This is a genomic window from Arsenicicoccus cauae, assembly GCF_009707125.1.
GTDB classification, from domain to species: domain Bacteria; phylum Actinomycetota; class Actinomycetes; order Actinomycetales; family Dermatophilaceae; genus Arsenicicoccus; species Arsenicicoccus cauae.
This window is the reverse complement of sequence record NZ_WLVL01000040.1, coordinates 186,054-208,256: the sequence shown is the minus strand read 5'-3', so window position 1 is coordinate 208,256 and position 22,203 is coordinate 186,054. Positions and strand designations below refer to the sequence as shown.

Annotated in this window: 25 protein-coding genes; 11 read left to right on the top strand and 14 right to left on the bottom strand. The window is 72.3% G+C overall.

Annotated elements, in window-relative coordinates; all coding sequences use genetic code 11:
* The first annotated feature begins 60 nt into the window (after nt 1-60).
* On the top strand, nt 61-918 hold the full coding sequence (locus tag GGG17_RS13075) for a DUF1028 domain-containing protein (RefSeq protein ID WP_154594128.1): 858 nt from the start codon (nt 61-63) through the stop codon (nt 916-918).
* 28 nt (nt 919-946) lie between these two features.
* On the opposite strand, the gene GGG17_RS13070 is transcribed toward GGG17_RS13075, so the two are convergent.
* Genes GGG17_RS13070 through GGG17_RS13060 form a run of 3 tightly spaced genes read right to left on the bottom strand, consistent with a single transcriptional unit; the run spans nt 947 to nt 3,694 of the window.
* On the bottom strand, nt 947-1,645 hold the full coding sequence (locus tag GGG17_RS13070; RefSeq protein WP_154594127.1) for a response regulator: 699 nt from the start codon (nt 1,643-1,645) through the stop codon (nt 947-949).
* On the bottom strand, nt 1,645-2,775 hold the full coding sequence (macS, locus tag GGG17_RS13065; RefSeq protein WP_154594126.1) for a MacS family sensor histidine kinase: 1,131 nt from the start codon (nt 2,773-2,775) through the stop codon (nt 1,645-1,647). Before macS ends, GGG17_RS13070 begins: the two co-directional genes overlap by 1 nt.
* Nucleotides 2,776-2,779: 4 nt before the next feature.
* Nucleotides 2,780-3,694 carry a lysophospholipid acyltransferase family protein gene (locus GGG17_RS13060; RefSeq protein WP_375804521.1) on the bottom strand — a complete coding sequence of 305 codons (915 nt, stop codon included), beginning with the start codon at nt 3,692-3,694 and terminating at the stop codon, nt 2,780-2,782.
* A 64-nt stretch (nt 3,695-3,758) separates the two neighbouring features.
* Between GGG17_RS13060 and GGG17_RS13055 the strand changes: the two genes are divergently transcribed.
* Complete coding sequence (locus GGG17_RS13055; protein WP_311966677.1) at nt 3,759-4,520, top strand: alpha/beta hydrolase; 762 nt, start codon at nt 3,759-3,761, stop codon at nt 4,518-4,520.
* Between the two features lie 3 nt (nt 4,521-4,523).
* Nucleotides 4,524-5,063, top strand: a complete 540-nt coding sequence (locus GGG17_RS13050) for a hypothetical protein (RefSeq protein WP_154594125.1) — start codon at nt 4,524-4,526, stop codon at nt 5,061-5,063.
* Between the two features lie 50 nt (nt 5,064-5,113).
* On the opposite strand, the gene GGG17_RS13045 is transcribed toward GGG17_RS13050, so the two are convergent.
* From GGG17_RS13045 to GGG17_RS13030, 5 genes are read right to left on the bottom strand one after another with little or no spacing between them, the layout of a single operon-like run.
* Nucleotides 5,114-5,791, bottom strand: a complete 678-nt coding sequence (locus GGG17_RS13045; protein WP_154594124.1) for an endonuclease/exonuclease/phosphatase family protein — start codon at nt 5,789-5,791, stop codon at nt 5,114-5,116.
* Complete coding sequence (locus GGG17_RS13040; RefSeq protein WP_288799355.1) at nt 5,788-6,765, bottom strand: ROK family glucokinase; 978 nt, start codon at nt 6,763-6,765, stop codon at nt 5,788-5,790. The genes GGG17_RS13045 and GGG17_RS13040 overlap by 4 nt, the downstream gene beginning before the upstream one ends.
* Entirely contained in the window at nt 6,762-7,727 is a 966-nt protein-coding gene (locus GGG17_RS16655; protein ID WP_230082956.1) for an ROK family glucokinase, read from the bottom strand. The genes GGG17_RS13040 and GGG17_RS16655 overlap by 4 nt, the downstream gene beginning before the upstream one ends.
* Nucleotides 7,724-8,071 carry a hypothetical protein gene (locus GGG17_RS13035; protein WP_154594123.1) on the bottom strand — a complete coding sequence of 116 codons (348 nt, stop codon included), beginning with the start codon at nt 8,069-8,071 and terminating at the stop codon, nt 7,724-7,726. The genes GGG17_RS16655 and GGG17_RS13035 overlap by 4 nt, the downstream gene beginning before the upstream one ends.
* Nucleotides 8,071-8,511 (bottom strand): SRPBCC family protein, encoded by a 441-nt coding sequence (locus GGG17_RS13030; protein WP_154594122.1) that lies wholly within the window; start codon nt 8,509-8,511, stop codon nt 8,071-8,073. The genes GGG17_RS13035 and GGG17_RS13030 overlap by 1 nt, the downstream gene beginning before the upstream one ends.
* 153 nt (nt 8,512-8,664) lie before the next feature.
* On the opposite strand from GGG17_RS13030, the gene GGG17_RS13025 reads away from it, so the two are divergent.
* The gene (locus GGG17_RS13025) at nt 8,665-10,467 is read left to right on the top strand and encodes an AMP-dependent synthetase/ligase (RefSeq protein ID WP_311966676.1); all 1,803 of its coding nucleotides are present in this window, start codon (nt 8,665-8,667) and stop codon (nt 10,465-10,467) included.
* A gap of 119 nt (nt 10,468-10,586) precedes the next feature.
* Here GGG17_RS13025 and GGG17_RS13020 read toward each other — a convergent pair whose 3' ends face one another.
* Nucleotides 10,587-11,873 (bottom strand): gluzincin family metallopeptidase, encoded by a 1,287-nt coding sequence (locus GGG17_RS13020; RefSeq protein WP_154594121.1) that lies wholly within the window; start codon nt 11,871-11,873, stop codon nt 10,587-10,589.
* Nucleotides 11,874-11,894: 21 nt separating this feature from the next.
* On the bottom strand, nt 11,895-12,128 hold the full coding sequence (locus GGG17_RS13015) for a hypothetical protein (protein ID WP_154594120.1): 234 nt from the start codon (nt 12,126-12,128) through the stop codon (nt 11,895-11,897).
* Nucleotides 12,129-12,267: 139 nt separating this feature from the next.
* On the opposite strand from GGG17_RS13015, the gene GGG17_RS13010 reads away from it, so the two are divergent.
* Nucleotides 12,268-14,055: a DEDD exonuclease domain-containing protein gene (locus GGG17_RS13010; RefSeq protein WP_154594119.1), complete on the top strand. Its 1,788-nt coding sequence runs from the start codon at nt 12,268-12,270 to the stop codon at nt 14,053-14,055.
* A 9-nt stretch (nt 14,056-14,064) separates the two neighbouring features.
* The gene (locus tag GGG17_RS13005; protein WP_288797637.1) at nt 14,065-14,346 is read left to right on the top strand and encodes an Lrp/AsnC family transcriptional regulator; all 282 of its coding nucleotides are present in this window, start codon (nt 14,065-14,067) and stop codon (nt 14,344-14,346) included.
* 61 nt (nt 14,347-14,407) lie between these two features.
* Here the strand turns inward: GGG17_RS13005 and trpD are convergent, their stop codons facing one another.
* Both trpD and GGG17_RS12995 read right to left on the bottom strand, forming a co-directional pair.
* Nucleotides 14,408-15,475, bottom strand: coding sequence for an anthranilate phosphoribosyltransferase (gene trpD / locus GGG17_RS13000; protein ID WP_154594255.1), 1,068 nt, complete (start codon nt 15,473-15,475; stop codon nt 14,408-14,410).
* 8 nt (nt 15,476-15,483) lie between these two features.
* Nucleotides 15,484-15,921: a response regulator gene (locus GGG17_RS12995; protein WP_154594118.1), complete on the bottom strand. Its 438-nt coding sequence runs from the start codon at nt 15,919-15,921 to the stop codon at nt 15,484-15,486.
* 125 nt (nt 15,922-16,046) lie between these two features.
* Here GGG17_RS12995 and ctaE point away from each other — a divergent pair, with 125 nt between their 5' ends.
* The 5 genes from ctaE to GGG17_RS12970 all read left to right on the top strand — a co-directional run bounded on the left by ctaE (nt 16,047) and on the right by GGG17_RS12970 (nt 20,846).
* Nucleotides 16,047-16,697 carry an aa3-type cytochrome oxidase subunit III gene (gene ctaE / locus GGG17_RS12990; RefSeq protein ID WP_288797638.1) on the top strand — a complete coding sequence of 217 codons (651 nt, stop codon included), beginning with the start codon at nt 16,047-16,049 and terminating at the stop codon, nt 16,695-16,697.
* Between the two features lie 76 nt (nt 16,698-16,773).
* Nucleotides 16,774-17,559 (top strand): cytochrome bc1 complex diheme cytochrome c subunit, encoded by a 786-nt coding sequence (gene qcrC / locus GGG17_RS12985; RefSeq protein ID WP_288797639.1) that lies wholly within the window; start codon nt 16,774-16,776, stop codon nt 17,557-17,559.
* A gap of 52 nt (nt 17,560-17,611) precedes the next feature.
* Nucleotides 17,612-18,685 carry a cytochrome bc1 complex Rieske iron-sulfur subunit gene (gene qcrA / locus GGG17_RS12980; protein ID WP_230082955.1) on the top strand — a complete coding sequence of 358 codons (1,074 nt, stop codon included), beginning with the start codon at nt 17,612-17,614 and terminating at the stop codon, nt 18,683-18,685.
* Nucleotides 18,685-20,394: a cytochrome bc1 complex cytochrome b subunit gene (gene qcrB / locus GGG17_RS12975; RefSeq protein ID WP_154594115.1), complete on the top strand. Its 1,710-nt coding sequence runs from the start codon at nt 18,685-18,687 to the stop codon at nt 20,392-20,394. The genes qcrA and qcrB overlap by 1 nt, the downstream gene beginning before the upstream one ends.
* Before the next feature lie 98 nt (nt 20,395-20,492).
* A complete protein-coding gene (locus GGG17_RS12970) occupies nt 20,493-20,846 on the top strand; it encodes a metallopeptidase family protein (protein ID WP_154594114.1) in 354 nt (117 codons plus the stop codon).
* A 19-nt stretch (nt 20,847-20,865) separates the two neighbouring features.
* Here GGG17_RS12970 and GGG17_RS17255 read toward each other — a convergent pair whose 3' ends face one another.
* Together GGG17_RS17255 and GGG17_RS17250 are read right to left on the bottom strand one after the other, a co-directional pair.
* Nucleotides 20,866-21,399, bottom strand: coding sequence for a L,D-transpeptidase (locus GGG17_RS17255; RefSeq protein WP_154594113.1), 534 nt, complete (start codon nt 21,397-21,399; stop codon nt 20,866-20,868).
* 42 nt (nt 21,400-21,441) lie between these two features.
* Complete coding sequence (locus GGG17_RS17250) at nt 21,442-21,954, bottom strand: Ig-like domain-containing protein (protein WP_154594112.1); 513 nt, start codon at nt 21,952-21,954, stop codon at nt 21,442-21,444.
* Nucleotides 21,955-22,203 lie beyond the last annotated feature (249 nt).

Sequence of the window (22,203 nt, the reverse complement as noted above, 5' to 3'; positions counted from 1 at the left end):
AGGACGCGTCCGCATCACGGGCGCCGCGCCCCGGGCTCCCCCAGACGTTAGGGTCGACGCATGACGTTCTCGATCGTGGCCAACGTCGGAGACGCCTACGGCGTCGCCGTCGCGAGCAGGTTCCTCGCCGCCAGCGGACCGGTGGCGATGGTGCGCCCGGGGGTCGGGGCGGTCGCCAGCCAGGCGCTCGCCAACGCCGGCTACCGGGTCGCCGCGCTGGACCGGCTCGAGGAGGGCCTGACCGCCGACGAGGCCCTGGCACGGATCACCGGCGAGGACTCCCAGGCCGCTACCCGTCAGGTCGGGATCGTGGGGGCGACCAGCCAGGTGACCTTCACTGGCGCCGACTGCGTGCCGTGGTGCGGTGGGGTCGCGGGTCGCGACGCGGACGGCGGCTACGCGATCCAGGGCAACATCCTCACGGGCGAGGAGGTCGTCACGTCGATGGAGCGCACCTGGCTCGAGGGCGCGCACCTGCCCTTCGTCGACCGGCTCGTCGAGACCCTGCTCGCCGGTGACCGGGCCGGCGGGGACCGCCGGGGACGTCAGAGCGCCGGCGTCTATGCGACCTTCCCGGGCGCGGGCTACGACGCCTGCGGCGTGCTGGCCGACCTGCGGGTCGACGACCACCCTCAGCCGGTGCAGGAGCTGCACCGGCTGGTGGCCCTCAACGAGCTCCACTTCGGCCGCCCGACCAAGGTCCTGCCCCTGGAGGGCCCCCTGCTCGAGGACGTGCGGGAGCGGCTGGAGCGGCTGGGCTACGCCGGCGACGTGGCCACGGCCCTCGGCGCGTGGGGCGCCATGGAGAACCTCGAGATGCGTCTGACGCCGGACGGCATCGACGCGCGGGTGCTGCAGGTGCTGCGTGAGCAGACGCTGCCGCCGGAGCAGACCAGCGAGCGCTTCCCGACCTTCTGACCATGGTCAGGCGGAGGTCAGGCCTCGGTCAGGCCGGGCCGTCGAGCCCCTGGTCGATGGCATAGCGCACCAGCTGGACGCGGTTGTGCAGCTGCAGCTTGGTCAGGGTGTTCTGGACGTGGTTCTGCACGGTGCGGTGGCTGATGGTGAGCTCGGCGGCGATGTCCTTGTAGGACATGCCCGTCGCCACCAGCCGCAGCACCTCCACCTCGCGCGCCGTCAGCTCGGGGACGGGAGCGGCGTCCGGCTCCGGATGCCGCTCGGACCGTGACGCCAGGCGGCGGTACTCCCCCAGGACCAGCCCGGCCAGGCCCGGCGTGAAGCTGGCGCGGCCCTCGGCCGTCGCCCGCACAGCGGAGAGGAACTCCGTGCGGCCGGTGGACTTCAGCAGGTAGCCCGTCGCGCCGGCCTTGATGGCGTCGAGGACGTCCTGCTGCTCCCCGCTCGCCGTCAGGATCAGCACCCGCGTGCCGAGGCCGGCCGCGGCGAGGCGCGCGCAGACCTCCTGCCCCCGCAGCCCCGGCATGTTGAGGTCGAGGACGAGGACGTCGGGCCGGGTGGCGAGCGACCTGCGCACCGCCGCCTCCCCGTCCGTGGCGGTGCCGACGACGTCGTACCCCGCGTCGTCGAGGTCGCGCACCACGGCGTCCAGCCACATGGGGTGGTCATCGGCGACGAGCACCGAGGTCCGGCGTCCGTCGCGGTCGGTGTCGTTCCGCTGGGTCATCACTCCTCCTGGGTGGGCAGGCACAGCCGCACGGTCGTGCCTCGCCCCATGGTCGATCGGACGGTCGCCTCTCCCCCGAGGTCCCGCAGGCGACCGCGCACCGAGGACGCGACGCCGAGCCGGCCGTCGCGCTCCGCCTCCTCCAGACGACCGGGCGGTATGCCGCAGCCGTCGTCACGGACCGTGACCTCGATCGCCGGGCCGAGGTCGTCGAGCAGCACCCAGGCGCGCGCCCCGGGTCCGGCGTGGCGGGCGACGTTGTCGAGCAGGGCACCCACGGCGGCGACCAGCTCCTGACCCCGCCGGGACGGCAGGGGAACGGCCTCGGCGGGTGCCACGACCTCCACCCCCGGCCCAGCCAGAGCCATGAGGGCGGCCCGCACGTCGATGCTGGTCACGGTGCCGGGACGCTCGCGGGGCCGGGCCGCCGTCACGAGCGAGCGGAGGTCGCGCTCGGAGGCGGCTGCCAGCGCCCCGAGCGCCGCGGCCTCGCCGCCCGCCTGGGCCCCGCGGCGGTGGATCAGCGCGAGCGTCTGCAGGACCCCGTCGTGGACGACGCGGGCGATTCGTTCCCGCTCGGCCGCCTCCGCCTGCAGGCGCAGACCCTCGTCGAGCGCGGCCTGGCTGCGGCGGCCGAGGTCCATGCAGAGGCCCAGGCAGGCGGCCACGACGACGAGCAGCAAGGTGTTGTAGATCGTCGCGCCGGTCGGTTGGCCGACCTCGACGAGGTTGGCCACGGTCACGACACCGGCGGACACCAGGGCCCCCCGCAGGCCCCAGCTGACGGCCCAGGCGGCGACGGGCGCGGCGGCATACATGGACGGGATCGTCGTGGAACCGCCGGCGATGAGCTCCGGCGGGTGCACCGCGATGGTCGCGAGGATCGCGCCGCAGGCGAGGGCGAGGTCGGCCCCCAGGGCGCCGGCGCTGCGGGCCTGACGCGTCGCGAGCCAGCAGGACCAGGCCGCGAGGACGACGAGCACCAGCCAGGCCACCCAGGGACGGGTCATGGTGTCCCGGTGGATCCACACCATCGAGGCTGCGTAGCACAGCGCCAGCAGGCGGAACACGTCGATGCCGCGCCAGATGCCCCGCTCCAGGCCGGCCATCGTCGAGCGCCGCGCAGCCATCGGCTCAGTCCTTGTGCGTGCGTCGGTCCTTGGCCTTGGCGATGGCCTCCTCGGCGCGCGCCAGGGTCTGGTCGCCCAGCTCCTTCAGCGCCGCGGGGTCCCCGAGCTCCTTGGCCCGGGTCAGCGCCTCGTCGGCCTTGACGCGCGTCTGGTCCTGCAGCTCGCGCGCCCGCACCCTGGCCTCCTCGGCCTTGGCCCGTGCCGTCTCCACCATCCGCTGCTTGCGGGTCGCGGCGTACTCGTCGACGTACTCCTGGCCGGAAAGCTCCATGAGGGCGTACATGATCTCGTCCGTCATGGCGCGCAGGACGTGACGGTCGCCCTCCATCCCGGCATACCGCGAGAAGTCGATCGGCTCGCCGAAGCGCACCCCGATGCGCATGACCTTGGGGATGAGCTTGCCGGTCGGCTGGGCCTTGTCGGTCCCGATCATGGCGACCGGTATGACGGGGACCCCGGCCTCGATCGCCAGGCGCGCCACCCCGGTCTTGCCGCGGTAGAGCCGACCGTCCGGGGATCGCGTGCCCTCGGGGTAGATGCCGAACAGCTCGCCCCGGTGCAGGACCTCGAGACCGGAGCGCAGGGCTGCGGCGCTCGCCGAGCCGCCCGTGCGATCGATGGGGATCTGCCCGACCCCGCGGAAGAAGGCCGCGGTCAGCCGCCCCTTGACCCCCCGACCCGTGAAGTACTCCATCTTGGCCGGGAAGGTGATGCGCCGGCTCAGGACGAGCGGCAGGAAGAACGAGTCGGAGAAGGACAGGTGGTTGCTGGCGAGGATCGCCGCACCACGGGTGGGGACGTGCTCGGAGCCCTCGACCCAGGGTCGGAAGAGCACCTTCAGCAGCGGGCCGAGGGCCAGCGACTTGAAGAACCAGTAGAGCACCGTAGCCACCTCGATCTGCGCGCGCGTGATCAGCACTCTAACCCAGCCCCGGTTACCCTGGGACGGCCGTGACGCGCGGCTCAGCCATCAGGAGGTCGACGTGCAGGTGTTGCCAGGTGCCGAGGCGTTCAGCAGCCCTGGGCGATCCGAGGGGCACGGGGTCGGCGTGCTGGTCAGCCACGGCTTCACGGGCAGTCCGCAGTCCGTGCGGCCCTGGGCCCAGCACCTCGCCGACCAGGGGTATGCCGTACGCCTGCCCCGCCTGCCGGGGCACGGGACGACCTGGCAGGCGCTGAACCGCACCGAGTGGCACGACTGGATCGCCGTGCTCGAGCGCGAGCTGCTGCGCCTGCTCGACGAGTGCGACACCGTCTTCGTCGCCGGGCTGAGCCTCGGGGGCGCGCTCGTGACCCGGCTCGCTGAGCTGCACGGGCCCAGCGTGGCGGGCCTAATGCTGGTCAATCCCGCCTACCGCAGCGACGACCACCGCCTGCGGGCCCTCCCCCTCATGCGCCGGCTGGCGCCGTCGATCGCCGGGATCGCGAGCGACATCCGGGCGAGCGGGGTGACCGAGCTGGCCTACGACCGGACCCCCCTGCACGCCCTGTCGTCGATGATGCAGCTGTGGGCCCTGACCGTGCGGGACCTGCCGGACATCACTCAGCCCGTCCTGCTCATGCAGTCCGACGAGGATCACGTGGTCCCGGCCTCCAGCTCCGAGCTCCTGCTGAGCCGCATCTCCAGCACCGACGTCACGCACGTGCGCCTCGCCGACAGCTATCACGTCGCGACCCTCGACCACGACGCGCACATGATCCACGACCGATCGGTGGAGTTCGTCGAGCGCGTGCGGCGAGGCTGACCCATGGGCACCCACGAGCCGGACGACATCAACGCCCGCTTCGAGGAGATCGTCGCGCGCTGGGACGACGAGGACGGATCGACCTCAGATGACCTCCCGGGTGAGGGCCGACCGGGCCAGGGCGCCGCTGCCGGTCCCGCTCACGCCCCCGAGTCGGTGCCTCCTCCGCCACCCACCGGGACGCCGCAGCAGCGCCGCGCCCTGGACCCGCGCCTGGTCTACCGCGACCCCGCGTCGGGGCTGTCGATGGGGACCGACCACCGCTCCTGGAGCCCTCCCGTCGACCCCGACGACCCCGACGACCGCTACGTGCCACCGCCGCCTGCCCCGATGCCGTCGTGGCGCTCCGACCCCGTCTGGTGGGCGATCCTCGTCGGCCTCTGCGCCGGCCCGCTCGTGCTGCTGCTGCTGGTGCTGACGGGCCACACCACCCCGCGCATCTACCTGTGGCTGGCGGGGCTCGCCACCGTCGCGGCCTTCGCGGGGCTGGTGCTGCGTCTGCCCAGCACGCACGACGAGGACGACGACGGCGCGCGGGTGTGACCGCAGGACGAGGTGCACCTCTGGGCCGCCGAGGCCCAGCGCCCCGCCCGTCAGGGCGCGAGCAGGTCGACGTCCGCCCACACCGGCAGGTGGTCCGAGGCGCGCCGGACGTCCCGGCCTCCTCGGTCCAACGGCGGCGGGGTGCCGTCCACCCGGCGCAGGCCCCTCCCCCAGACCACGTCGAGCATCTCGACCGGAGCCCACGACGGGTAGGTGGGCTCCTCCACCGACAGCACGTCGAGCACCCTGGCGATGGTCTGCCAGCTGGGTCCGCCCGGGCCCTCGTTGAGGTCGCCGGCGAGCACGAGCGGCCCCTCGCGCGGCAGGTCGCGCAGGATCTGGTGCGTGTGCCTGAGCCGCTGCCCCTCGAACAACCCCAGGTGCACGCTCACCGCCGTCAGCAGCGGCCCCTCGGGGAGCTGGGCGCGCAGGACGGCATACCCTCGGGTCCGTTGACCGAGCGGCACCGGCAGGCCGTGGTGCCGGCAGTCGACGAGTGTGAGGCGGTCCGAGAGCATGACGGTCGTCCCGCCCGAGCCGCGGTGGCCGCCTGGCCAGCGCAGGCCGGTCTCGCGGGCGAAGCTGCGCACCAGCGGGCCGGGCCAGAACCGCCGCGGAGCCTCCTGCAGCAGCAGGACGTCCGGCGCCAGCGCTCGCACCACGCGGGCGGCGGCCCTGCGGTCGTCCAGGAAGTCGCGGGTGTTGTAGCTCGCGACGCGCACCGTCATGGCGTCGCGAGGACCTCGCTGCGCGCGAGGTCCGCCGCGCCGATGAGCCCCGCCTCGTTGCCCAGGCTGGCCTGCAGGATGCGCGCCATGGGGCGGTAGCCACGCCCGGTCAGCTCACGGGCGAAGGTCTCGCGGGCCGGGCCGAGCAGCAGGTCCCCGGCGGCGCTGACGCCGCCGCCGATGACGAAGCTGCCGGGGTCGAGGGCCGCCGCGAGGTTGGCCAGACCGGTGCCGAGCCACCGTCCGATGTCCGCGATGAGCTCGACGCAGGTCTGGTCGCCGTCCTGGGCGGCCTCCGTGATCACGGGGCCGGTCAGGGCCTGGTCCTCGCCGCCGAGACGTTCCAGCAGGTCATGGGCCACCGGCGAGTTGGCCAGCAGGAGGCTGCGCGCCTCTCGGACCAGGGCGTTGCCCGAGGCGTACTGCTCCCAGCAGCCACGGTTGCCGCACTCGCACCGGTGGCCGCCGGGGACCACCATCATGTGGCCGTACTCCCCCGCCACGCCATACCGTCCGCGCTGGACCTGCCCGTCCATGACGAGGGCGCCGCCGATGCCGGTGCCGAGCGTGATCATCATGAGGTGGGTCTCGCCGCGACCGGCGCCGAAGCGGTGCTCCGCCCACCCCGCCGCATTGGCGTCGTTGTCGACGTAGACCGGGACCGGCACCCGGGTCGAGAGCCGCTCCCGGAGCGGCTCGTTGCGCCAGGACAGGTGCGGCGCGAACAGCACGGTCGCGCGGTCCGCCGAGACCCATCCGGCCGCGCCGACGCCCACGGCCAGGACCTCCTCGCGGCGCACCTGCACCAGCAGGTCCTCGATGACGCCGACGATCGTGTCCTCGACCACGCCGGGGCTCTTGCTGCGGTGCGGGGTGTCCCGGCGGGCGCGCGCCACGATCGCCCCCTGCTGGTCGAGCACGCCCCCGGCGACCTTGGTGCCACCGATGTCGATCCCGATGGCGAGATCGCTCACGCGTCGGCCCCCGCCCCGTCGTAGACCTCGGCAGCGATGGCGGCGGCGCCGATCATGCCGGCGTCGTTGCCGAGCGAGGCCGGCACGAACCGTGCCACGGGGCGGTGCCCACGCGCCGTGAGGTGGCGTCCATAGGCATGACGGGCCGGGTCGAGCAGGAGGTCGCCCGCCTCGACGACGCCCCCGCCGACCACGATCATGTCCGGGTCGAGGATCGCCGTCATGCTGGCGCACCCCTCGCCGAGCCAGCGCCCCAGGTCCTCGAGCAGCTCGATGCTGGCGAGGTCGCCCTTCGCGGCCAGCTCGGTGATCGCCTGACCCTTGAGGTCCTTGGCCCGCCCACCGCACGCCTCGCGCAGCCGGGCCGCATGGGGGGTGCCCGAGGAGACGAGCTCCTTGGCGGACCTCAGCAGGGCGCTGCCGCTCGCGTACATCTCCCAGCAGCCGCGGTTGCCGCAGCCGCACCGGGGACCGTCCACCACCACCCGCATGTGCCCGATCTCGGCGGCGAAGCCGTACGCCCCGCGCAGCAGGCGCTTGTCGAGGATGATGCCGCCCCCGATGCCGGTCCCCACGGTGACCAGCAGCATGTCGTCGCTGTCGCGGCCGGCGCCGTACCGGAACTCGCCCCAAGCGGCCGCGTTGGCGTCGTTGTCGAGGATGACCGGGTAGTCGATGAGCGACTCCATGCGCTGCTTCATGGGCTCGTCCTGCATACCCAGGTTGGTGCCGTAGACGACGTGCGCGCCGGACTTGTCCACGAACCCGGCCACCGCCATGCCCACGGCCTTGACGTCGTGGTGCTGAGCCAGCTCACGCACGAGGTCCGCCGAGGCGCCGGCCACGGACTCCGCACTTGGGATCCCCGTCTCCCGGCGGGCCCGGGCGACGACGGCGCCGTCCTCGTCCACCAGGGCGCCGGCGATCTTGGTGCCGCCCACGTCCAGACCGATGGTGGTCATCCTCGCTCCTCATCCGTCCGTGCGTGCAGGTGCTCGTCAGTATGCCGTCTGGCCGCCGTCGCGAGGGCCCGGAGCGATCGCCCCAGCGCCTCCACCCCGCGTCCTACCTCGTCGATCATGTCCGGGGCCACGGCGTGGGCGAGGCGGCTGGCCCGGCAAACGGGGCAGGTGCCCGCCGCGTGGCCGGACGCCTCCGGCTCGTCCCGCTCGTCGGGCTGGTCCCGCTCGTCGGGCTGGTCGGGCAGGGACGCCTGGGTGCCCAGGCTCGCCCTCAGCAGATCCTTGAGCCGGCGCGACTCCTCGTCGACCGTGCCGGCCCCGGCCGTCTCGTGGGTTGCGCCCATCAGCCGCGGACGCGCCCGGCCAGACCCTGCAGCGCACCCTCCACGATGCGCTTCTCGGCGGCCCGCTTCATGGCGCCCAGCATCGGCAGCCTCACGTCGACGCCGAGCGCGTAGGTCACCTTGGTGCCGCCGTCCACGCGCTCCAGGAGGTAGGACCCGTCCATGGCCTTCAGGACGCCGCCCTCCACGAGGTGCCAGGAGACCGTGCCGGCTCCGTCCTCGTCCACGTCCCAGTCGTAGGCCAGGGTGTAGGTGTCCTTGACGGGCCCGGCCTCCAGGGAGAACCGCACCTGCTCGGCCCAGCCGTCGTCCTCGGACAGGACCTCCACCGAGCGGATCTCGGGCGTCCACTCGGGATAGGACGCGACGTCCGCGACCACGTCGAGGACGGCCGCCGGAGAGGCAGGGATGACAATGCTGGACTCGGTGCGCTGGGCCATGGGTGCCACCCTAGCCAGGACGACGCCCGGGCGCTCCCGAGCGTGTGGGTCCGGCCACATCCGACACCGCGGGGCCGGGAATATGGTTACTCTCCGGTAGGTTCCGCCGGCTGTAGCCTGCATCCGGTCCGACGTCGAGCCAAGGAGCAGCCCGTGGACGCCACCAGCACGCCCATCATCGTCCCCGCACCCACCGAGGGGAACCTCGCCGGGCTGGTCACGCGCAACGCGGCGCGGCACCCGGACCGCGTGGTGTTCGGGCGCCGGGTTGGCGAGGCCTGGCAGGACGTCACGTCCGCCCAGTGGCGGGACGAGGTCTGGGCACTCGCCAAGGGCTTCGTCGCGGCGGGGATCGAGCCCGGAGAGCGCGTCGGGATCCTCTCGAGCACCCGCTACGAGTGGACGCTGACCGACTTCGCGCTGTGGACCGCGGGCGCCGTGAGCGTCCCGATCTACGAGACCAGCTCCGCGGAGCAGATCGCGTGGATCCTCGAGGACTCCGGGGCCGCGGCCGTCGTCGTCGAGAAGCCCCAGCACGCGGCCTCGGTGGCGGACGTGCGGGACCGGCTCCCCGACCTCCGCGAGGTGTGGGTCATCGACGACGGGGGCCTCGGCCGGCTCGTCGAGTCCGGGTCCACGGTCGCCGACGAGGTCGTCGACGAGCGGGCGCGGCTGGCGGGCCCCTCGGACCTGGCCACGATCATCTACACGTCCGGCACGACAGGCCGGCCCAAGGGTGCCGAGCTCACCCACTCCAACTTCATGACCCTGTCGGACAACACCCGCCACCACCTCCCCGAGGTCGTCACGGACGACGCCTCGACCATCATGTTCCTGCCGCTGGCGCACGTCTTCGGTCGGCTCATCGAGGTCCTCGTCGTGGACTACGGCCTGCGGATGGGACACACCCCGTCGATCAAGAACCTCATGGCCGACCTTCAGTCCTTCCAGCCGACCTTCCTGCTCGTCGTCCCCCGGGTCCTCGAGAAGGTCTACGTCGGGGCCGAGGCCAAGGCCGAGGTGGCCGGCACGCACAAGGTCTTTCACGCCGCCGCCCGCGCCGCCATCGCGCACAGCCGGGCCATGGACCAAGGGCGGGTCCCCGTGACGCTGCGGCTCCAGCACGCGGTCTACGACCGCCTCGTCTACCGCAAGTTGCGGGACGCCATGGGCGGTCGGGTCCGCTACGCCGTCTCGGGAGGTGCCCCGCTCGGTCCTCGTTTGGCACACTTCTTCCGCGGCATCGGCGTCACGGTCCTCGAGGGATACGGCCTGACCGAGACGACCGCCCCCATGAGCGTCAACGACGTGCCCGGCCTCAAGATCGGCACGGTCGGGCGGCCCATGCCTGGTGTGGAGTGCCGGGTCGCGGACGACGGCGAGCTGCTCACCCGGGGCGTCAACGTCTTCCGGGGCTACCGCGGCAACCCCGAGGCCACGGCTGCAGCGTTCACCGACGGGTGGTTCCGGACCGGCGACCTCGGCTCGATCGACGACAGCGGTCACGTCCGCATCACCGGTCGCAAGAAGGAGATCATCGTGACGGCCGGCGGCAAGAACGTCGTGCCCGGGGTCCTGGAGGACCGCCTGCGGTCCAACCCGGTCGTGTCGCAGTGCATCGTTGTCGGTGAGAAGAGGCCGTTCGTGGGTGCGCTGGTCACCCTCGACGAGGAGATGTGGCCCGGCTGGGCCGCGCGTCACGGGCTGGGTGAGGTGGACTTCGCCGACGCCCCGTCGCACCCCCGGGTGCGACGGGAGGTCCACGAGGCCGTGGCGCACGCCAACGAGGCCGTCTCGCGGGCCGAGTCCATCCGCGAGTTCGCCATCCTCGACCAGGACTTCACCGAGGCCAACGGCTACCTCACCCCCTCCCTCAAAGTGAAGCGGCACCTCGTGGTGCGAGACTTCGCGCCGGTGATCGACGCGATGTACGGCGGGCCGGTCTCCGACGACTGAGGCGCCTGGCGGTCGGTCACGGCGTCGGCGGGGTCGTGCGGACCGCGCCGCGGGTCCTCCGGAGCGGTCACGGCGTCGCCACAGCCGGCCCGATCACGGCGTCGGTGCAGCCGACCTGATCACGGGACCGGCTCCTGAGGCGCCCCCGCCAGCCGACGCAGCTCCTGCTGCCACCGCACGAGCAGGTCGGTCTCGCTGAGGCCGATCCTCCCGAGCGCCTCCTCGACGGAGCCCCCTGCCCCTGCCTCGCGGTAGACCCGGCGCAGCGTCTCCTCGCCGTAGGTCCGGGCCAGCCAGTCGACGAGCAGCCAGGCCTCGTCGTAGGCCGTGCCCGAGGCCGCCCCCTCGAAGCGCGCGTCAGCGGGGAGGCTCGTCGGCAGCCGTCCCCGGGCGACGGCGTCGAGCAGCTCGGGAGCCGCCTGGCGGGGGTCGACCTGCAGCCCCGCGTAGGACCTGTGCACCGCATAACCCTCGCTCAGCCACTGGGGCACGGGGTGCGTGGTCGACCCTCGGACGGCCAGGTGCGTGAGCTCGTGGGCGAGCACGATGCGTCGTCCCTGCCGGGTGGACTGCGACCACGCCCGCGGGTTGACGACCACCCGATCACCGCGGGCGGTGGAGCCTTCCTCGAGCATCCCGTAGGTGACGGCGGCGACCTGGGAGGTGTCCTGGCCCGTGCGACGGGTGAGCGAGGCGAACTCGGCCTCCGTCCTCGGCACCACGACGGCCGGCAGGTGGGCGAGTCGGCCCCAGGCTCGCTCCACCTGGGCGCGCGCCCCCGCCAGGTCGGCGGCGACCTCGTCCAGGTGCGCCGCGGACGCGTTGCCCGCCACGACGCCCGCCGCGGTGCGGCGCACCTGCAGCCCCGGCAGGTCGAAGGCCTGACGGACCGTCCCCACGGCCGTGTCGTCCACCAGCACCCACCCGGCTCCCTGCCTGCGGACGGTGAGCTCCACGGCGAAGGGCGCGGGCCGGGCGTCCACCCCCGGCAGGGTCCAGGCACCGACGGCGTCCACCCGTGCCGTGCCGTCGCCCACCGTGCCGTCGGCGCGGACCGCCGGGCCGGGCAGGAAGCGCTCGGCCCGCAACGTCAGCCCCTCGACCTTGAGGGCCCGCAGGGAGCGGAAGAGGGCCCGCTGCCGGTCAAGCATCGACGTCGCGGACGGGTCCAGGTCGGCGAGCCACGCGCTCGCATCCCCGGACCGTGCCGCCGCCACCCGCCGGTCCAGGAGCTCCTGGACCCCGGCCAGGGCCGTTGTGGTGGAGCGACCTGCCGGGGTCGCCGCCCCGAGGTCGGTGGCGGTCAGTCGTCCCCACCCGAGGACCGCGACCGCCAGCAGGCTCGCCGCCAGGACGAAGCCGAGCACTACGGGCCACCAGCGGGCTCTCGGGCGCGGACTCGTCACGGCGACACCATAGCCACCGGCTCAGCCGGCCCGCGTGCCCGAGAGCGGGTCGCCGTGGCCCGCGGACACCGGCTGGCGGCGGGCATACAGCTCCCGAGCGTGGTCACGGCTCACGAGCCCGGCCCCGACGAGCTGCGCCACGAAGGCGAGCTCGCGCGGGTCCAGCGGCACGGCGGGCCCCTCCACGAGGGCGCTGACCATGCAGTCGCGGCAGGCGTCACCACGGACGGGGCAGGTGCGGCACTCCAGCAGCATGAGTGACTCCTCACGTCGGCGGGACCGGACGGTCCCGATGTCCAGGACGCTAGGCGCCACCACTGACAGACCCCGGGTCACCAGCGTGTCGACGGCCCGCCGCGGGGGTCTGTCGGTGGCCGCCCCTAGGGTCGTCGCCATGAGCTCGACCCCCACCCTCCGCACCGGGCACGCCGTCCAGGGCACCTTCGACGAGCTGGGCCCCACCCTCGCGGAGACCACCTTCGTCGTCGTGGATCTGGAGACGACGGGCGGCAGCCCCGCCACCTCGGCCATCACCGAGATCGGTGCGGTCAAGGTCCGCGGCGGGGTCGAGCTGGGCGAGTTCCAGACGCTGGTCAACCCGCACGCGCACATCCCGGCCTTCATCTCGGTGCTCACCGGCATCACCGACGCCATGGTCGCCGAGTCGCCGTCGATCGCCCAGGTGCTGCCCTCCTTCCTCGAGTTCGCCCGGGGCAGCGTGCTGGTCGCGCACAACGCCCGCTTCGACGTGGGGTTCCTGCGGGCCGCTGCGGAGCGCTGCGGCCTGGACTGGCCCGCCGTCCGCGTCCTCGACACCGTGCACCTCGCCCGGCAGCTGGTGCCCCGCGACGAGGCGCCCAACCACAAGCTCGCCACGCTGGCGGCGCTGTTCTCCTCCCGCACCATCCCCGACCACCGGGCGCTGCACGACGCCAAGGCCACCGTCGACGTCCTGCACGAGCTGATCGGCCGGGTCGGCAACCAGGGGGTGCACACCCTCGACGAGCTCCTGACCTTCACCTCGCGCGTGTCCCCCGCCCAGCGACGCAAGCGGCACCTCGCCGAGGGGCTGCCGTCCCGGCCCGGGGTCTATGTCTTCAAGGACGCCCAGGGTCGGCCGCTCTACGTCGGCACCTCGCACGACATCAGGTCCCGGGTCCGCTCCTACTTCACGGCGTCCGAGCGACGCACGCGGATGGCGGAGATGGTCGCGCTCGCCGAGTCCGTCACCCCTATCGTGTGCGGCACCCGGCTCGAGGCCCAGGTCCGCGAGCTGCGGCTGATCGCCGCCCACCAGCCCCGCTACAACCGGCGGTCCCGGCACCCCGACCGCGGCGTGTGGATCAAGCTGACCGACGAGCCCTTTCCCCGCTTGTCCCTCGTGCGGCAGCTGCGCGACGACGGCGCCACCTACTCCGGCCCTTACACCTCGCGGCTGTCCGCAGAGGCGGCGGTGGCGGCGGTCCACGACGCGGTGCCGCTGCGCCAGTGCACCTCCAGACTGAGTCTGCGCCCCCGCGGCACCGCGTGCGCTCTCGCGGAGATGGGGCGGTGCGGCGCCCCGTGCACGGGCGACCAGACGGTCGAGGACTACGCAGCGGTAGCGGATCGGGTGCGCGACATGCTGAGGGGGGACTGCCGTGCGGTCGTGGGGGCGCTCCACCGCCGCATGGCGGACCTGTCCGGCGAGGACCGCTACGAGGAGGCCGGCGTCGTGCGGGACCGGCTGCTCGCCCTGGTGCGGGGGGCGGGCAAGGCGCAACGGCTCGCGCCCCTGCGTGCCACGCCCGAGCTGGTCGCCGCCCGTCGCGCTCCCGGCGGCGGGTGGGAGGTCGTGTGCGTCCGCCACGGCAGACTGGCCGGGACCGTCGTGACCCCGGCCGGGGCCGACCCGATGCCGCACGTCGAGGCCCTGCGCGCCTCCGCCGAGCACGTGCCGGAGCCCTCCTCCGTGGGGCTGCGAGGCGCGGTCGGCACGGAGGAGACCGAGCTGGTCCTGCGCTGGCTCGAGACCGACGGCGTCCGGCTGGTCGAGCTCGACGGGTCGTGGAGCTGCCCCGTGCACGGCGCCCAGGGCGAGCACGCCCGGCTGGAGCCGCTGGTGGCGGCGGCCACCGACCCCGGCTTCGACGCCTGGCCGGTCCGTCGGTCGAGGGGGACGGCCTCGCTGGTGGCGCACTAGGGTGGGCTTGTGATCTCAGCCATCGTCCTCATCAACGCCGACGTCGACCGCATCCCCGAGGTGGCCCAGGCCATCGCCGAGCTCGAGGGCGTCACCGAGGTCTACTCGGTGACCGGGGACGTCGACCTCGTCGCCATGGTGCGCGTGCGCGAGCACGACGAGTTCGCCGACGTCATCGCCGACCGGCTCAACAAGGTCGACGGGGTCGTGGGGACCCAGACCCACATCGCCTTCCGCACCTACTCGCGGCACGACCTCGAGGCCGCCTTCAGCCTCGGCGTCGACGGCTGAGACCGCACGCGTCGGACGCCGCGTAGGGACCTGCCCGGCGAGGCGCCCCAGCACCTCGACCTCAGCTCGAGGTCGACGTCGCTGCCACCCACCGCTCCAGCACCTGGGCGGCGGCGCCCTCGTCGATCGCACGGCGCGCCCGCTCGACCCCGTCGGCCACCAGCGCCACGAAGGTCGCGTGGTCAGCGGCACCGCCCGCGTCCCGGGCGCCCGCGACCGCGAGGCCCAGGCCCGCGTTGAGCAGGACCGCGTCCCGCACGGGGCCGCGCTCGCCCGCGAGCAGCCGGCGCACCACCCCGGCGTTGTGCGCGGCGTCGTCACCGACCAGCGTGGACAGGTCGTGCAGCTCGAAGCCCAGCGCGCGCGGGTCCAGGGTGCGCTCGACGACCTCGCCGCCCGAGACCCACCACACCGACGTGGTCGTGGACACCGTGACCTCGTCCAGACCGTCGTCCCCACGAAAGACGGCGGCGTCGCTCCCCCGCCCTGCGAAGACGCCGGCCATGAGGGGCGCCATACGCGCGTCGGCGCACCCCACCACCGCATAGGTGGGCCGGGCCGGGTTGGTCAGGGGACCCAGGAAGTTGAAGGCGGTCCCGACGCCCAGCTCTCCACGCGCCGCGGCCGCATGCGCCATCGAGGGGTGGAACGACCGCGCGAAGCAGAACGTGATGCCGGCCTCGTCCGCCACCTCGGCCACGCGCTCAGGGGGCAGGGTGAGACCCACGCCGAGGGCCTCCAGGACGTCGGCCGAGCCGGACTTGGAGGACGCCGCGCGGTTGCCGTGCTTGACCACCCGTACCCCCGCGCCGGCGATGACCAGCGACGACATGGTGGAGATGTTGACGGTGTTGGCTCGGTCCCCGCCGGTGCCGACGATGTCGAGCGACGGCCCGGGTACGACGAGGGGACGGGCGTGAGCGAGCATCTCGTCGGCGAGACCGCGCAGCTCGTCGGCCGTCTCGCCCTTGACGCGCAGAGCCATCAGGAGGCCGGCCGTCTGGACCGGGGTCGCCTCGCCCGACATGATCTGCCCCATCGCCCAGCGCGCCTCGTCCACCGACAGGTCGCGACCGTCGATCAGGCCGCTGAGCACCGTGGGCCAGGTGAATGGCCCCGGCCCCGGCATGATCTCCGTCACGCGCGGGTGCGGTCGCGGCGCACCAGCTCGCAGACGCCGGTCGCCAGCGCGAGCGGGTCCAGGGGGTGCGGCACGGCGAGGTCGGCCTGAGACCAGGCCGCGAGCCAGCTGTCCTGGGGGCGGCCGGTGAGCACGAGGATGGGTGGGCAGCCGTAGATCTCGTTCTTCATCTGCCGGGCCAGGCCCATCCCCCCGACCTTGCCGGCCTCCCCGTCCAGGATGAGCAGGTCGAACTGGCCGTTCTCGGCGCCCCGCAGCGCCATCTCGCCTGTCGCGACCTCGTGCCAGGCCTCGATCACCACGTCCTTGGCCGGGCGCTTGCCGACCGCCAGGCGGACCTTGTCACGCGTCGTGACGTCGTCGGAGTAGAGCAGGACGCGAAGCCCGCGGAGGGCGTCGGCGCCGCTGGACGAAGCAGTGTGGCTCGCGGTCATGCGCCCGATCCTAGCGGCCCCCGCGCGGGCGCCCGACGGGCATCTCAGGGGCGTCCCGGGCGGCCGACTCTCCGGAGATCGCCTGTCGTTGGGCAAGTCCCGCGTTTTTGGGGCAAGATGGCGGCGTGTCGACTGCATCCGCTGTGCACCACAGCTCCCCCAGCCATGCCGCGCTCGGCCCGGCGACCCGGCCCAACCTCGCCTCGGTGGGCACGATCGTCTGGCTCTCCAGCGAGCTCATGTTCTTCGCGGGCCTGTTCGCGATGTACTTCACGATCCGGGGGGTCGTGCCGGAGCAGTGGGCCGCCGAGACGCCCAAGCACAACGTCGCCTTCGCCGCGGTCAACACGCTGATCCTGGTCATCTCCTCGGTCTGGTGCCAGCTCGGCGTGTGGAAGGCCGAGGCCGGCCAGCCCGCCCGCACCGGGTCGTTGCTGGACGTGCGCCGCTGGGGCATGCGCGAGTGGTACGTCCTGACCTACCTCTTCGGGGCTGTTTTCGTCTCCGGCCAGGCCTGGGAGTACGCCAAGTTGTCCAGCGAGGGCATCACCTTGAACTCCAACGGCTACGGCTCGGTCTTCTACATGACCACCGGCTTCCACGCCATCCACGTGACGGGCGGGCTCATCGCCTTCCTGCTCATCATCGCCCGCAGCTTCACGACCCGTCGCTACACCCACGCCCAGGCCACCGGAGCGATCGTCACCTCCTACTACTGGCACTTCGTGGACGTCGTGTGGATCGCGCTCTTCGCCGTGATCTACATCCTCAAGTAACAGTGCAGACCCGCTCCCCGCAGCTCGACACACCCAGCAGCACCCGCCCCATGACCGTCGACGACAGGACCCTTTCGTGAACGCGTTGGCCGCCCGGCGCAGGCACCCCGCCACACTGTTCGTTCTCCTCCTGGCCATGCTCTTCGTGGTGGGTGCGGCCTACGCCGTGGCCAAGCCGCAGGACGCGACAGCCACGGCCACCGCCTCGAGCGCCCAGGACGTCGAGGAGGGCAAGAAGCTCTTCCTCGCCAACTGCGCCAGCTGCCACGGCCTCAACGCCGAGGGTGGTCCCGACGCCCCGACCCTCGCCGGCGTGGGCGCGGCGGCCGTCGACTTCCAGGTCGGGACCGGTCGTATGCCGATGGCGGCCCCCGCAGTCCAGGCGGCCCGCAACACGCCGAAGTTCAACGAGGAGCAGATCCGTCAGATGGGCGCCTACGTGGCGACGTTGGGCGCCGGGCCCGCCGTCCCCTCGGAGGAGTTCACCGAGGGCGGCGGCAATGCGGCCGAGGGCGGCGAGATCTATCGCGTCAACTGCGCCATGTGCCACAACGCGGTCGGGTCGGGCGGTGCCCTGACGCGCGGCAAGTTCGCGCCGACGCTGCGGGGCGTCGAGGGCAAGCACATCTACGAGGCGATGCAGACCGGCCCGCAGTCCATGCCCGTCTTCAACGACGCCAACCTCAGCCCCGAGGCCAAGCGCGACGTCATCACCTTCCTCAAGGCCATGGACGAGGACAAGAACCCCGGAGGCGCCGCCCTCGGCAACCTCGGGCCCGTGCCGGAGGGCCTGCTGGCCTGGACGCTGGGCATCGGCCTGATGATCGTCGCCGCGGTGTGGCTCGGCAAGAAGGCGGCCTGAGGACATGAACGACCAGACCAACCACTCCGTTCCTGATGGGGCATCGCAGCGCATGACTGACTCCAACGACTTCGGCAAGGGTGCGGTTCGTCTCGACCAGGGCGACGTCGTCGGCCACGGCGGGATCCCGAAGCGCTTCCAGAACCCCGGCCTCCCCCCGCACGTCGAGCGCCTCGCCGACAAGGACCCGGCCGCCGCCCGTCGCGCGGAGCGCCAGGTGGCCACGATGTTCCTGCTGTCGATCCTCGGCACGCTGGCGTTCGTCGTGCTCTACTTCGCCATCCCCCAGCACACCTACGTCGCCATCCCCTTCCTCGGCAACGTCCTCGCCATGCACGTCGGGCTGGGGCTGACTCTCGCGATCAGCCTGTTCTTCATCGGCGCCGGGGCGGTGCACTGGGCCAAGACGCTCATGCCCGACCACGAGGTCGTCGAGGAGCGTCATGAGCTCCGCAGCTCGCCCGACGAGCGGGCTGCCTTCGCCGCGGCGCTCGGCGAGGGCGGCGAGGCGGCCCAGCTCAACCGTCGTCCGCTCATCAAGGCCACGCTGGGCGGCGCGCTCGGCCTGTTCGCCATCCCGCTGGTCCTGCCGGTGGTCGGGGGGCTGGGTCCGCTGCCGGGCAACGACCTGTCGACGACCTTCTGGGACGAGAAGCACTGGCCGAAGGGCCGTCGTCCTCGTCTCATGCGGGACCCGCAGAACCTCCCGATCCGGGCGGACGAGGTCACGATCGGCTCCGTCTACCACGTCCTGCCCGAGGGCATCGAGAAGTCGGAGCACCCGCTCAACGAGAAGGGCAAGGCCGCGGTCCTGCTCATGCGTCTTGACCCGGACGACATCAAGGTCAAGAAGGAGCGTGACTGGGGCTACCAGGGCATCGTCGCGTACTCCAAGATCTGCACGCACGTCGGGTGCCCAGTTGGCCTCTACGAGCAGCAGACGCACCACCTGCTGTGCCCCTGCCACCAGTCGACCTTCGACGTGACGCAGGATTGCAAGGTAATATTCGGCCCAGCACACCGTCCGCTGCCGCAGCTCAAGATCACGGTGGACGACGAGGGCTACCTCGTCGCCGATTCAGGATTCGCCGAGGCAGTCGGCCCGAGCTTCTGGGAGCGTGGCTGATGAGCACCACCACCCGTTCGACCAACGACCTGCGGGCCGACGACATCCGCGAGGTCCGCCCGGCACGCAAGCCCGGTGGAGTGGCGGGCGTCGGCGGGTGGGTCGACGACCGCACCGGTGCCGCCAAGGGCGTCCGCTACATGATGAGCAAGGTCTTCCCGGACCACTGGTCGTTCATGCTCGGCGAGGTCGCGATGTACTCCATGATCATCTGTCTGATCACCGGGGTCTTCCTGACCATGTGGTTCGTCCCGAGCGCCGGCCACGTCGAGTACGACGGCTCCTACGTCCCGCTCAAGGGCATCCACATGTCCGAGGCCTACCGCTCGACGCTGGACATCTCCTTCGACGTGCGCGGTGGTCTGCTCATCCGGCAGATCCACCACTGGGCGGCCCTCATCTTCGTCGTCGCGCTGGTCGTGCACATGTTCCGTGTGTTCTTCACCGGGGCCTTCCGCAAGCCGCGTGAGATCAACTGGGTCATCGGTGCCCTCATGGCCATGCTCGCGCTGGTCGAAGGCTTCGCCGGTTACTCCCTGCCCGACGACCTCCTGTCGGGCACGGGCCTGCGCGCCGCCCAGGGCTTCATGCTGACGATCCCGGTCATCGGCTCCTACTTCGTGTACTTCCTCTTCGGCGGGGGCTTCCCCGGCGAGGCGATCATCCCGCGACTCTTCGCCGCGCACGTGCTGCTGCTGCCCGCGATCCTGGTCGGGCTGCTGGCCGCCCACCTGATCCTGGTGATGGTCCACAAGCACACGCAGTATCCCGGGCCCGGCCGTACCAACGAGAACGTCGTTGGCTACCCCCTCATGCCGGTCTACACGGCGAAGGCGGGCGGCTTCTTCTTCATCGTCTTCGGGATCACGGCCCTCATCGCTGGCCTCTTCTCGATCAACGCGATCTGGAACTACGGCCCCTACGACCCGACGCAGGTGACGGCGGGGTCGCAGCCCGACTGGTACATGGGCTTCGCCGACGGTGCCCTGCGCCTGATGCCCGGCTGGACCGAGGTCTCGTTCGGCGGTTTCACGCTCACCTACGGTGTCCTCATCGGGTCGCTGCTCCTGCTCCCCCTCGTCTACGTCCTGCTCGGGGCCTACCCCTTCTTCGAGCGCTGGATCACCGGTGACGACCGTGAGCACCACCTGCTCCAGCGTCCTCGCAACGCCCCGACGCGCACGGCCATCGGTCTGGCCGCCATCACGGCCTACACCGTGCTGTGGGCCGCCGCGGGCAACGACCTGATCGCCACGCATCTGCACCTGTCCATCAACGACATCACGTGGTTCCTGCGCATCGGCTTCTTCGTGCTGCCGCTCGTGGCCTTCTGGGCTACCAAGCGCGTCTGCATCTCCCTGCAGCGCCGCGACCGCGACCTGGTGCTGCATGGCCGTGAGACGGGTCGCATCATGCGCACCGCGGACGGCGCCTTCTCGGAGAAGCACGAGGACATCGACGAGTACACCCGGTGGAACCTCGTCGAGTACGAGGCGGCCCGTCCGCTCGAGCTGGGGGACGCGACCGACGCCAACGGCGTGCCGCGACCGGGGACGACCTCGGACAAGCGTCGTGCTCGGCTGTCGCGCTTCTTCTTCGAGGACGACATCCCGCCCGTCACCCCGCGCGACCTCGCTGCCGCGCACCACGACGGCCATGGCCACGAGGCGATCGATGGTCACCGGCCCGTCGAGGTCGAGCGCAGCTGACCTTCCTCGGCTCCGCCGCGGCACGGGCGTCTCCCCTCTCGGGAGGGCGCCCGTGCCGCGTTCCTGCCCTGTCCGGGCCGACGTGGCAGGCTGGGGGCATGCCGGTTCTCGTGGACGACGCGACCTTCGACGACGCCGTCGGAGCTGCCCTCGACGAGGTGCCCGTGGCCCTGATGGACCTGCTGGACAACGTGGTCTTCCTCGTGGAGGACGAACCCCCCGAGGAGCTCGGCGACCTACTGGGGCTCTACGAGGGGACTCCCCTCACCGAGCGCGGCTGGGGCGCCGAGGCGCTGCTGCCGGACCGCATCTACCTCTATCGCGGTCCCCTGAGCCGCATGTGCGACGACCTGGACCACCTGCGCAACGAGGTGACCGTCACCGTGGTGCACGAGATCGCTCACCACTTCGGGATCGACGACGAACGGCTGCACGCGATGGGGTGGGGCTGAGCGCCCCCGCTCCCGGTCGTCAGCGAAGGGCGCTCTGCTGCTGCCACTGCGGCCAGGAGTACTGCCACACCCCGATGCCCTCTGTGGGCTCGAAGGGTCGGTCCGAGCCCGTGAACCGCACGACGTCGCCGACCATGGAGCTCTCGAACATCCAGCGGGCATCGTCGAGGCCCATGTTGGTGCAGCCGTGCGAGACGTTGCGCCTGCCCTGGGCCCACTGCGACCAGGGTGCGGCGTGGAGGAACTCCCCGGTCCACGTGATCCGCATGTTCCACCTCGTGTCGAGCTTGTAGTACTCGGGGCTGCCCTTGGGGATGCCGACCGTCTCGGAGTCCATGGTCATCGCGCCGACCTTCTCCATGATCACCTTGGTGCCCGAGCGGGTGGTGAACCCCGGCTTGCCGGTCGTCACCGGGATGTTGTTGATCTGCTCGCCGTCCCGGACGACGGCCATGTGGTGCGTCCTCATGTCGACGGTGCTGACCTGCGACCGGCCGATGGTGAACGAGCGGGTGTCGTCCCGGACGAGGTACTTGCCCGCCCCGGTCTGCACGCCCGCGAGCCGGGCGTTGACGGTGACTCGCGTGCCCGGCTTCTAGTAGTCCTTGGGGCGCCACATCAGCTGGCGGTCGTCGAGCCAGCCCCAGGACCCCTCCACGGCCGGCACGGTGGTGATCTCCACGTTGCGCTCGACCTCGGCGCGCTGCTGCGGGGTCTTGACGGCGGAGGCGAGCTGCACGATCGCCGGCATGCCGACTCCCACCGTGTCGTCGGAGGGCAGGAGCGTGTACTTCGCGGTGGTCGCCGGCTTGAGCGTCCGGAAGGACGACGACGCCGTTTGAGAGGTCCCGTCGGAGAGGCTGACGACCGAGCGCACCGAATAGGTCGAGTCGAGCCCCAGACGACGCTGCGGGGTCCAGGCGCCGTCCTTGACCGTCCCCGGGACGTGAGCCCCGGACCGGTCGGTCACGACGACGTCCCGGACCTGACCGCCGGTGGCGGAGACGGTCACGGAGGCGGCGGGCTCGACCCCGCGGGCGCCGTCCGCGGGGGTCACCGTCACCTTGACCGGGGCAACCCCGGCGGGCGTGGTCGTGGAGGGGGCCACAGCGCTCCGTGAGGCGCTCGGGGCTGCCGTCCGTCCTGCGGGCCTCCCCCGCCCCCGACTGGGCGCGGGAGCAGCCCGCCAGGGCCGTCGTGGCCCCCGTCATCACTGCCAGGCTCACCGCCAGCGTGGCGGTCCTGCTGGTCTGCGTCGTTCGGGTCAAGCGTTCCCCCCCCTGCGTGAGCGCCCTGGGTCCTCCTCCAGGACCGATCGGGCTGCCTGGATCATGGTCGAGCTGTGGCGTGTCCGCGC

Bases quoted from the DNA above. Each gene is read 5' to 3' on its own strand.
- trpD (WP_154594255.1), bottom strand. From the start codon at position 15,475: ATGCCGGGGCCGGGGCCATTCACCTGGCCCACGGTGCTCAGCGGCCTG.
- GGG17_RS13015 (WP_154594120.1), bottom strand. From the start codon at position 12,128: ATGCTGCTGGAGTGCCGCACCTGCCCCGTCCGTGGTGACGCCTGCCGC.
- qcrB (WP_154594115.1), top strand. From the start codon at position 18,685: ATGAGCACCACCACCCGTTCGACCAACGACCTGCGGGCCGACGACATC.
- GGG17_RS13050 (WP_154594125.1), top strand. From the start codon at position 4,524: ATGGGCACCCACGAGCCGGACGACATCAACGCCCGCTTCGAGGAGATC.
- GGG17_RS13075 (WP_154594128.1), top strand. From the start codon at position 61: ATGACGTTCTCGATCGTGGCCAACGTCGGAGACGCCTACGGCGTCGCC.
- macS (WP_154594126.1), bottom strand. From the start codon at position 2,775: ATGGCTGCGCGGCGCTCGACGATGGCCGGCCTGGAGCGGGGCATCTGG.
- GGG17_RS13070 (WP_154594127.1), bottom strand. From the start codon at position 1,645: ATGACCCAGCGGAACGACACCGACCGCGACGGACGCCGGACCTCGGTG.
- GGG17_RS13035 (WP_154594123.1), bottom strand. From the start codon at position 8,071: ATGGGCGCAACCCACGAGACGGCCGGGGCCGGCACGGTCGACGAGGAG.
- qcrA (WP_230082955.1), top strand. From the start codon at position 17,612: ATGACTGACTCCAACGACTTCGGCAAGGGTGCGGTTCGTCTCGACCAG.
- GGG17_RS16655 (WP_230082956.1), bottom strand. From the start codon at position 7,727: ATGACCACCATCGGTCTGGACGTGGGCGGCACCAAGATCGCCGGCGCC.
- GGG17_RS12970 (WP_154594114.1), top strand. From the start codon at position 20,493: ATGCCGGTTCTCGTGGACGACGCGACCTTCGACGACGCCGTCGGAGCT.
- GGG17_RS13030 (WP_154594122.1), bottom strand. From the start codon at position 8,511: ATGGCCCAGCGCACCGAGTCCAGCATTGTCATCCCTGCCTCTCCGGCG.
- GGG17_RS12995 (WP_154594118.1), bottom strand. From the start codon at position 15,921: ATGACCGCGAGCCACACTGCTTCGTCCAGCGGCGCCGACGCCCTCCGC.
- GGG17_RS13045 (WP_154594124.1), bottom strand. From the start codon at position 5,791: ATGACGGTGCGCGTCGCGAGCTACAACACCCGCGACTTCCTGGACGAC.
- GGG17_RS13010 (WP_154594119.1), top strand. From the start codon at position 12,268: ATGAGCTCGACCCCCACCCTCCGCACCGGGCACGCCGTCCAGGGCACC.